Annotated in this window: 9 protein-coding genes and 1 pseudogene; 6 read left to right on the top strand and 4 right to left on the bottom strand. The window is 70.2% G+C overall.

The window, feature by feature from the left end:
* Positions 1–359, bottom strand: a pseudogene (locus D183_RS0116270) (alanine dehydrogenase); the annotation flags it as partial.
* A 64-nt stretch (positions 360–423) separates the two neighbouring features.
* The gene (locus D183_RS0116265) at positions 424–1812 is read right to left on the bottom strand and encodes an aspartate aminotransferase family protein (RefSeq protein ID WP_441366215.1); all 1389 of its coding nucleotides are present in this window, start codon (positions 1810–1812) and stop codon (positions 424–426) included.
* A gap of 187 nt (positions 1813–1999) precedes the next feature.
* Here D183_RS0116265 and D183_RS0116260 point away from each other — a divergent pair, with 187 nt between their 5' ends.
* Together D183_RS0116260 and D183_RS0116255 are read left to right on the top strand one after the other, a co-directional pair.
* Positions 2000–2548: a cupin domain-containing protein gene (locus D183_RS0116260; RefSeq protein ID WP_017909934.1), complete on the top strand. Its 549-nt coding sequence runs from the start codon at positions 2000–2002 to the stop codon at positions 2546–2548.
* 67 nt (positions 2549–2615) lie between these two features.
* Positions 2616–4118, top strand: a complete 1503-nt coding sequence (locus tag D183_RS0116255; protein WP_017909933.1) for an aldehyde dehydrogenase — start codon at positions 2616–2618, stop codon at positions 4116–4118.
* A gap of 161 nt (positions 4119–4279) precedes the next feature.
* On the opposite strand, the gene D183_RS0116250 is transcribed toward D183_RS0116255, so the two are convergent.
* Positions 4280–4777, bottom strand: coding sequence for a DUF1203 domain-containing protein (locus D183_RS0116250; RefSeq protein ID WP_017909932.1), 498 nt, complete (start codon positions 4775–4777; stop codon positions 4280–4282).
* 382 nt (positions 4778–5159) lie between these two features.
* Here D183_RS0116250 and D183_RS0116245 point away from each other — a divergent pair, with 382 nt between their 5' ends.
* From D183_RS0116245 to D183_RS0116235, 3 genes are read left to right on the top strand one after another with little or no spacing between them, the layout of a single operon-like run.
* Positions 5160–5738, top strand: a complete 579-nt coding sequence (locus tag D183_RS0116245) for a TetR/AcrR family transcriptional regulator (RefSeq protein ID WP_017909931.1) — start codon at positions 5160–5162, stop codon at positions 5736–5738.
* A 41-nt stretch (positions 5739–5779) separates the two neighbouring features.
* Entirely contained in the window at positions 5780–6067 is a 288-nt protein-coding gene (locus tag D183_RS0116240) for a YciI family protein (RefSeq protein WP_017909930.1), read from the top strand.
* Positions 6068–6098: 31 nt separating this feature from the next.
* Positions 6099–6698 carry a DNA-3-methyladenine glycosylase I gene (locus tag D183_RS0116235; protein ID WP_017909929.1) on the top strand — a complete coding sequence of 200 codons (600 nt, stop codon included), beginning with the start codon at positions 6099–6101 and terminating at the stop codon, positions 6696–6698.
* 63 nt (positions 6699–6761) lie between these two features.
* On the opposite strand, the gene D183_RS0116230 is transcribed toward D183_RS0116235, so the two are convergent.
* The gene (locus tag D183_RS0116230) at positions 6762–7355 is read right to left on the bottom strand and encodes a hypothetical protein (protein ID WP_051067636.1); all 594 of its coding nucleotides are present in this window, start codon (positions 7353–7355) and stop codon (positions 6762–6764) included.
* A 620-nt stretch (positions 7356–7975) separates the two neighbouring features.
* Here D183_RS0116230 and D183_RS0116225 point away from each other — a divergent pair.
* Positions 7976–8377 (top strand): formate dehydrogenase accessory sulfurtransferase FdhD (locus D183_RS0116225; protein ID WP_026144547.1); only part of this gene is annotated, 402 nt, incomplete at its 3' end.

The raw sequence follows: 8377 nt of genomic DNA, 5'->3' as shown, positions 1-8377 counted from the left end.
ACGGTCTCGTAGGCGATGGCGGTGCAGCCGGAGCGCTGCAGCGCCGCGGCCTGCTGCGGATCCGGCGCCAGGTGCAGGTAGGTGAACAGCAGTTGCCCGGGGCGCAGCATCGCGCATTCCTCCGGCTGCGGTTCCTTGACCTTGACGATCATCTCGGCCTGCGCGAACACGCTGGCCGCATCCTCGGCGATGCGTGCGCCGGCGCGCTCGTACTCGGCATCGGTCAGGCCGATGGACTGGCCGCCGCCGCGCTGCACCAGCACCTGGTGGCCGTGCAGCACCAGTTCGCGGACCCCGGACGGGGTCAGCCCGATCCGGTACTCGTGGTTCTTGATCTCTTTCGGAACGCCGACCAGCATGAGCGGTTCTCCAGGCAGACGCAGCGCGTGGGGAGCGCGGGCGGTGGGTTGGGTGAGGGAGGGGTCAGGGCGTGCTACGGATCATGTCCGCCAGCACCGCGAAGATGCGCTCGATGTGCGTGGCTTCCACGATCAGCGGCGGCGACAGCGCGATGGTGTCGCCGGTGACGCGGATCAGCAGGTCGCCTTCATGGAAGCAGCGCTCGAAGATCTCGTAGGCGCGCGCGCCGGGCGCGCCCTTGCGCGGCGCCAGTTCGATCGCGCCGATCAGGCCGAAGTTGCGGATGTCGATGACGTGCGGCAGGTCGCGCAGCCGGTGGATCGCCTCCTCCCACACCGGACCCAGCTCGATCGCCTTGTCGAACAACTGTTCCTCGGCGTAGGTGTCCAGCGTCGCCAGCGCGGCGGCGCAGGCCAGCGGATGGCCGGAGTAGGTATAGCCGTGGAACAGGTCGATGGCGTTGGCCGGGCCGTGCGCGAACGCCTCGTGGATGGCATGGGACACGAACACCGCGCCCATCGGCACGCAGCCGTTGGTCAGGCCCTTGGCGGTGGTGATCATGTCCGGGGTTACCCCGAAGCGCTGCGCGGCGAAGGCGTGGCCGACGCGACCGTAGCCGGTGATGACCTCGTCGAAGATCAGCAGGATGCCGTGCTTGTCGCACAGTTCGCGGATGCGCTGCAGATAGCCGTGCGGCGGCAGCACCACCCCGGCCGAGCCGGAGATCGGCTCGATGATCACCGCGGCGATGGTGGAGGCGTCGTGCAGCGTCACCAGCCGCTCCAGGTCCTCTGCCAGTTCCGCGCCATGCGTCGGCAGGCCGCGCGAGAACGCATTGCGCTCCAGGTCGAGCGTGTGCCGCAGATGGTCCACGCCCGGCAGCAGGGGGCCGAACGCCTTGCGGTTGTTCGGCAGGCCGCCGACCGAAATGCCGCCGAAGCCGACGCCGTGGTAGCCCTTCTCGCGGCCGATGAAACGCGTGCGCTGGCCCTCGCCGCGGGCGCGGTGGTAGGCGAGGGCGATCTTCAGCGCGGTGTCCACCGACTCGGAGCCGGAGTTGGTGTAGAACACGTGGTCCAGGCCCGGCGGCGCCAGTTCCACCAGCCGCTCGGCCAGCACGAACGGCAACGGCGAGCCCATCTGGAAGGTCGGCGCGAAATCCAGCGTGGCGATCTGCCGTGCCACCGCCTCGACGATGCGCGGCCGCGCGTGGCCGGCGTTGCAGCACCACAGCCCGGCGGTGCCGTCGAGGATCTGGCGCCCGTCCACGCTGCGATAGTGCATGCCCTCGGCCGAGACCAGCAGCCGCGGCCGCGCCTTGAACTGGCGGTTGGCGGTGAACGGCATCCAGAACGCCTCCAGCGTGTCCGGCGCGCGGGTGGCCTGCGCGGCGTAATGGTCGGACAGCGCCTGGGACGAGAGGGGCGGCTGAGGGCGCATCGCAGGCTCCACGCGAGGGATGTTGAAAAAACTTTACACCATGCCGCTGCGCCGGGTGTGACCCGGCGTGTCGCAATTCGCGCGAATCGGGCGGGCTTTTCCTGGTTGCGCCGCAACACGGGCGCGCCGCCCGAAATTGACCGTCCGGGGCGGGTGTGTAAAGTATCCGGCAACACCGCCACCGGCGTTCCCATTCGCGATGGATATCGGCGCCCGCCTGCATCGGGTTCGCACCGCCCACGGCCTGAGCCAGCGCGAGCTGGCCAAGCGGGTGGGCGTGACCAACAGCACCATCTCGCTGATCGAGCAGAACAAGGTCAGCCCGTCGGTGAGTTCGCTGAAGAAGGTGCTGGACGGCATCCCGATCTCGCTGGCCGAATTCTTCACCCAGGACCTGGACCCGGGCGAGGCCGATGCGCCGTTCTACCGCGCCGACGAACTGCCCGACGTCGGCAGCGACGGCATCCATTACTACCTGGTCGGCCGGCATCGCCCGCAGCGGCAGATGTGCATCCTGCGCGAGGTGATGCCGCCCGGCAGCGACACCGGCAGCGCGATGCTGGTGCACGACGGCGAAGAGGGCGGGGTGGTGGTGGCCGGCGAGGTGGAGATCACCGTCGGCAGCCAGGTGCGGGTGCTGCGCGCCGGCGAGGGCTACTATTTCGAAAGCCGGGTACCGCACCGGTTCCGCAACGTCGGCCGCGAGACCGCGGTGCTGGTCAGCGCCAATACGCCGGCCACGTTCTGAGCCGTATGCGCGCCGCGTCGCCGGCCGTCGCGTGCTTCCGATCCTTCCGCCGCAGCAGGAGTTCCCGATGACCGCACCCCGCACCCGCGACGCCTGGCAGGCGCTGGCCGACACGCTGCGTCCGCGGACCCAGGCCTTCATCGATGGCCGCTACGTCGATGCCGCCAGTGGCAAGACCTTCGACTGCATCAGCCCGATCGACGGCCGCCTGCTCGGCCGCGTGGCCGAGGGCGAGGCCGCGGACATCGACCGCGCGGTGGCCGCGGCGCGGCGCGGCTTCGAGGCGGGGCACTGGTCGCAGGCCAAGCCCGCGCAGCGCAAGAAGACCCTGCTGGCGCTGGCCCAGTTGGTCGAACGCCATGCCGACGAACTTGCCTTGCTGGAGTCGCTGGACATGGGCAAGCCGGTGCGCGATGCGCGCGCGGTGGACCTGGCGGCGACGGTGCGTTGCCTGTCCTGGACCGCCGAAGCGGTGGACAAGCTCTACGGCGAAGTGGCGCCGACCGGGCAGGACGAACTGGGCCTGATCACCCGCGAGCCGCTGGGCGTGGTCGGCGCGATCGTGCCGTGGAATTTCCCGCTGCTGATGGCCGCATGGAAGATCGCCCCGGCGCTGGCCGCCGGCAACTCGGTGGTGCTGAAACCGTCGGAGAAATCGCCGCTGAGCGCGTTGCGCCTGGCCGAACTGGTCGCCGAGGCGGGCATTCCCGACGGCGTGTTCAACGTGGTGCCGGGCTTCGGCAAGGGTGCCGGCGAGCCGCTGGCGCTGCACATGGACGTGGACGGGCTGGTGTTCACCGGCTCCACCGCGGTCGGCCGGCGCCTGCTGCAGTGCGCCGGGTTGTCGAACATGAAGCGCGCGTACATGGAATGCGGCGGCAAGAGCCCGAACCTGGTGTTCGCCGATGCGCCGGACCTGGAACAGGCGGCGCAGGCGGCCGCCGCGGCGATCTTCTACAACCAGGGCGAGGTCTGCACCGCGGCCTCGCGTCTATTGGTGCAACGCTCGATCAAGGATGCCTTCGTCGAACGCGTGGTCGCCGCCGGCCGCACGCTGCAGCCGCGGCATCCGTTCGACGACGACGCGGCGATGGGCGCGCTGGTCGACGAGACCCAGACCCACCGCGTGCTCGACTACATCGCCCGCGGCAACGCCGAAGGCGCGCGCCTGCTGCTCGGCGGCAAGCGCGTGGAGGTGGTGCCCGGCGGCTGCTACGTGGAGCCGACCATCTTCGACGAGGTCGGCCACGAACACACCATCGCCCGCGAGGAGATCTTCGGCCCGGTGCTGTCGGTGATCGCCTTCGACGACGAGGCGCACGCCCTGCGCATGGCCAACGACAGCGACTACGGCCTGGCGGCGGGCGTGTGGACCCGCGACATCGGCCGCGCGCACCGCGTGGCGCGCAAGCTGCGCGCCGGCAGCGTGTGGGTGAACTACTGGGATGGCGGCGACATGACCGCCCCGTTCGGCGGCTACAAGCAATCGGGCAACGGCCGCGACAAGTCGCTGCACGCCTTCGACAAGTACACGGAGATGAAGGCGACGTGGATCAATCTGGGTGAGTAGCGGGGATTCGGGATTGGGGATTCGGGATTGGTGAAAAGTGGGGTTGCGGCTGCGGATGTCGTAGGAGCGTCTTCAGCGGCGATGGGCGTTTCCGGTAGTGCTCATCGCGGCTGAAGCCGCTCCTGCAACGCCGGGGGCGTTCCAGGTCGCGGCGCAGCCACTCATCCCCAATCCCGACTCCCCAATCCCGGCTCTCTCTCCACCCGGCACGCGAAACAGCCCTGCCGCGCATGATGCAGGTGCAGGTAACGCACCTGCGGGTCGGCGAAGGCGCAGGCGATCGCGGTGGCGATGCGTTCGCCGGGCTGCACGTCGGCGGCGATCAGCATGTCGCCGGCGTCGTAACCGCGCAGCGAGATCAGGCGGCGGACGATGGCATCGGGTACCTCGCCCGGCGCCGGTGCGGCGGTGGCGACATGGCGGCGCACGTAGATCGGGCCGGCGGCGCGGTACGGGGTCTGCGCGGGCTGGTGCAGGTAGTGCAGCAACAGCAGTTCCTCGCCGGGCCGCGCGTCCTCCAGGCTGATCCGGCAGGGATAGCCGAGCGCGCTGTCGGCGCGGAGGCGCCGCGCGTGACGTGCCTGCAGCTGTGCGTCGTCGAGATCGAACAGCGGGTCGAACGCAGCGGCTGGCAGGCCGACGCAACGGAAGCTGGACATGGGCGCTCCAGGAACGGATGGAGCGCGCAGCGTGCCGGTCGGAGTGCCGCCATGCCGGCCGCATTCGGACACGGCACTGGTCACGCCTGGCATCCGGCATGGAGGCGGTGGCGCCTGGCGTCTCGGTGGCGGCGTTCGCAGCGCGCGGCGGCGGGTGAGGGGCGCGACGTACGTGCGAGGGTCGTCCTACCCGTCGGCCCGGATGGCGACGCTACGCGCACGAGCACGCAGGCCTTGCGTGCGTGGCGGTCCGCGTCGGCGCCAAGCGGATCGGTGGCAGCGCTGCGGCAACCGGCGGCGGGCAGCCGTTCTAGGTCGATTGACCTAGTCGCATTGCTGGCATTAGGATGATTGTCCTAAGGGGCTTGGCCTGATCGGGGGGATGAAGATGGACACGCGCGCACGCATCGTCGCCGAGGCCGACCGCCTGTTCTACGCGCAGGGCTATGCGGCCACCTCGTTCGCCGATGTCGCCGATGCGGTCGGCATCTCCCGCGGCAACTTCTATCACCACTTCAAGAGCAAGGACGCGATCCTGGATGCGGTGATCGCGCTGCGTCTGGAACGGACCCAGGCGATGCTGCAGGGCTGGGAAGACGCAGCGGTGGCACCCGCCGACGGCATTCGCCAATTCATCCAGATCGTTGTGCGCAACCAGGCGTCGATCATGCGCCATGGCTGCCCGGTGGGAAGCTTGTGCGGAGAGTTGTCCAAGCTCGAGCACCCTGCGCAGGCGCAGGCCACCCAGCTGTTCGGCCTGTTCCGCCAGTGGCTGCGCCGGCAGTTCGAACGCCTTGGGCGTAGCGCCGAGGCCGATGCGCTGGCCATGCACGTGCTGGCCTTCAGCCAGGGCGTGGCGGTGCTGGCGCAGGCGTTCGGCGATGCGGATTTCGTCCAGCGCGAGGTCGGGCGCATGCAGGCCTGGCTTGACGCGGTTGCCGCCGCGCCGGCAGCCACGTGATCGGCGTTGTTTTCCTCTTTTCCATTCGCAGGAGCGTGCTCATGTTCATCGTGTTGTTGCGTTTTGCCGCCGATCGCAGTCAGGCCGGGCCGTTGCTGCAGGCGCATGTGCAGTGGTTGCAGCAGGGCTTCGACGATGGCGTGTTCGCGCTGGCCGGGAGCTTGCCGCCGCAGGCCGGTGGCGCGATCCTGGCGCATGGCCTGAGCCGCGCCGACCTCGAGCGCCGGCTGCAGGCGGACCCGTTCGTCGCGGCCGGCGTGGTGCGCAGCGAAATCGTCGAGGTGGCGCCGGCCAAGGCGGCACCCGGCCTCGAGTTCCTGCTGCCATGAGCCGGCGTCGCGGCATCGACAGGACCTGCGCATGAACGCCACCATTCCCGGCCCCGACGGTCGCCCGCGTTGCCGCTGGTGCGCGGCGGCGCCGGAGTTCTTCCACTACCACGACAGCGAGTGGGGGTTTCCGGTCGACGACGACCGCCGCCTGTTCGAGAAGCTGTGCCTGGAAGGATTCCAGTCCGGGTTGAGCTGGCGCACCATCCTGGCCAAGCGCGAGAACTTCCGCGCGGCCTTCCTCGACTTCGATTACCAGCGCCTTGCCTTATTCGACGACGGCGACGTGGCGCGGCTGCTGCAGGATCCCGGGATCGTCCGCCACCGCGGCAAGATCGAGGCGGCCATCCACAATGCGCGCATGGCCCAGGCGCTGGTGCGGCAGGAAGGGTCGCTGGCGGCGTTCGTCTGGCGCTACGAGGCGCCGGCGGCGGACACGGCGCAAACGCGCGCGACCTCGCCCGAATCGGTGGCGTTGTCGAAGGCGCTGAAGGCGCGCGGCTGGAAGTTCGTCGGGCCGACCACGGTGTATGCCTTCATGCAGGCCATGGGCCTGGTCAACGATCACGCCGAGGACTGCGTGGTGCGTGCGCAGGTGGAACGGGCGCGGACGCGTTTCCGCCGCCCGTGAGCGGCGGATGCGCGGGCCTGGCCACTCGTGGCGGGCGGGCCGCGATGGCGGCGCGTCCGCGCCTCAGCGCGGCAGGTAATCGGCGAAGGCGACCGGGTGCCGCGGATCGGCCGACTGCACCTGCTCGCCGTCCTTGACCAGCGCCTCGGCGTCGGGCGAAGGATTGGGGTTCATTTCCCAGCGCTGCTGGATGCGCTTGTGGAACAGCCACTGCTTGCGCTGCGCGTCGTAGCGGAAGGTGATGAAGTCGGTCCAGTGCTGGCCGCAGGAGACCCCGTTCTGCACGGTGAAGTAGCGACCCTTGGCGGCGAACGGTTCGTCGCCATCGGTGAACGGATCGCACTGGCCGCCCTCGTCGCGCTTGAGGATCACCCGGTCGTTGCGCGCCGCCAGCCGGAAGTGGCCGTCGGCCTGCTGCACGAAGATCAGCAAAGGTCGGGCCGGTGCTGGATCGCGCTGCGCCTCGCCGCGCTGCTGCAGCGCGACCAGGTAATCGGCGCGGCCGTCGCCATCGAGATCGGCCTGCAGCTGCGCCAGCGGCTGGTAGCCGGCCGGCACCTGGCGCAGCACATCGGCGGGCAGGTCGGCGGCGTTGGCGGTGTGGGTGCCGAGCAGCACAAGGCCGGCGGCAAGGCAGAGGCGGAACGGGATGGGCATGGGACGGTTTCGCAAACGTGGGGCCGCCAGCCTACCCGACCGGCGGGTGATGGCGGCAGCGCGACGTGGCGGCGGCGTGCGTCGCCACGACGCGGCTTGCGCTGGGGCTTCTTGCAACGCACAAGGAAAGGCGCCTGCCGCGCGCCGCGGCGCCGATCGCAGTCGGGTGGGGGCGCGGCTGTTGAAAGGGGGGCGGCATCCGTCGCGGGTCGCTGGGTGTGCCTGCGCGGGCGCTTGGAAACGGCAGCGTGCCTACGCGCGCGGGCGACCGTGTGGCTGGGCCAGGCGCTGGCCGGCGCTTCGGCCCGCACGTGTGTGGGTCGGGTTGGCAGGGCGTCACCCGCGCTGCCAGTGGCGATTGGCCTGCCGCCCTCACAGGTGTACAACACGACGCTGTAGCATCTTGGCGGGTAGCAAGGCGTGTCCGATCGGCGCCCGCATGAAGCTGGTCGTGGGCTGACGCGGGGAGGCGGCAGCCGCGGAAGGCCTTCCGGCGTGCGACATGGTCGCCGACGGCGGCCACCGCTGCCCATGGTGCGGCCGAGCGACGGGAGTGTCCCGGCATCCCCGTCGCACGGCAGAATGCGTTCGTGCTGTTCCACTGAGTCCGGAGGGTCGCGATGTATTCGGGTGCGTCATCCAGGCCAGGTGCGGTCGTGCGCGGCGTGCGTCGCCACCGCGACGGGCGCACGGCCGTCGCCCAGGACCTGGTCGCCGCCGAGGTGCCGGTGGCGTTCGCCTACAACGACACGCCCTTCGTGGTGATGATGGCCACGCCGGAAGACCTGGAGGATTTCGCGCTGGGCTTCTCGCTCAGCGAGGGCATCGTCGCGGCGCCGGCGCAATTGCGCATCGAGGCGGTCGAAACGTATCTGGAAGGCGTGTCCCTGCGCCTGCAGATTCCGCCGACGCAGGCGGCGGCCTTACAGGCGCGGCGCCGCAACCTGGACGGGCGCAGCGGCTGCGGCGTGTGCGGCAGCGAATCGCTGGAGGCGGTGTTGCGCGCGCCGCGGCCGGTGCCG

It is taken from the genome of Xanthomonas sp. SHU 199 (assembly GCF_000364665.1).
GTDB classification, from domain to species: domain Bacteria; phylum Pseudomonadota; class Gammaproteobacteria; order Xanthomonadales; family Xanthomonadaceae; genus Xanthomonas_A; species Xanthomonas_A sontii.
This window is presented reverse-complemented; position numbering and strand designations above follow the sequence as displayed.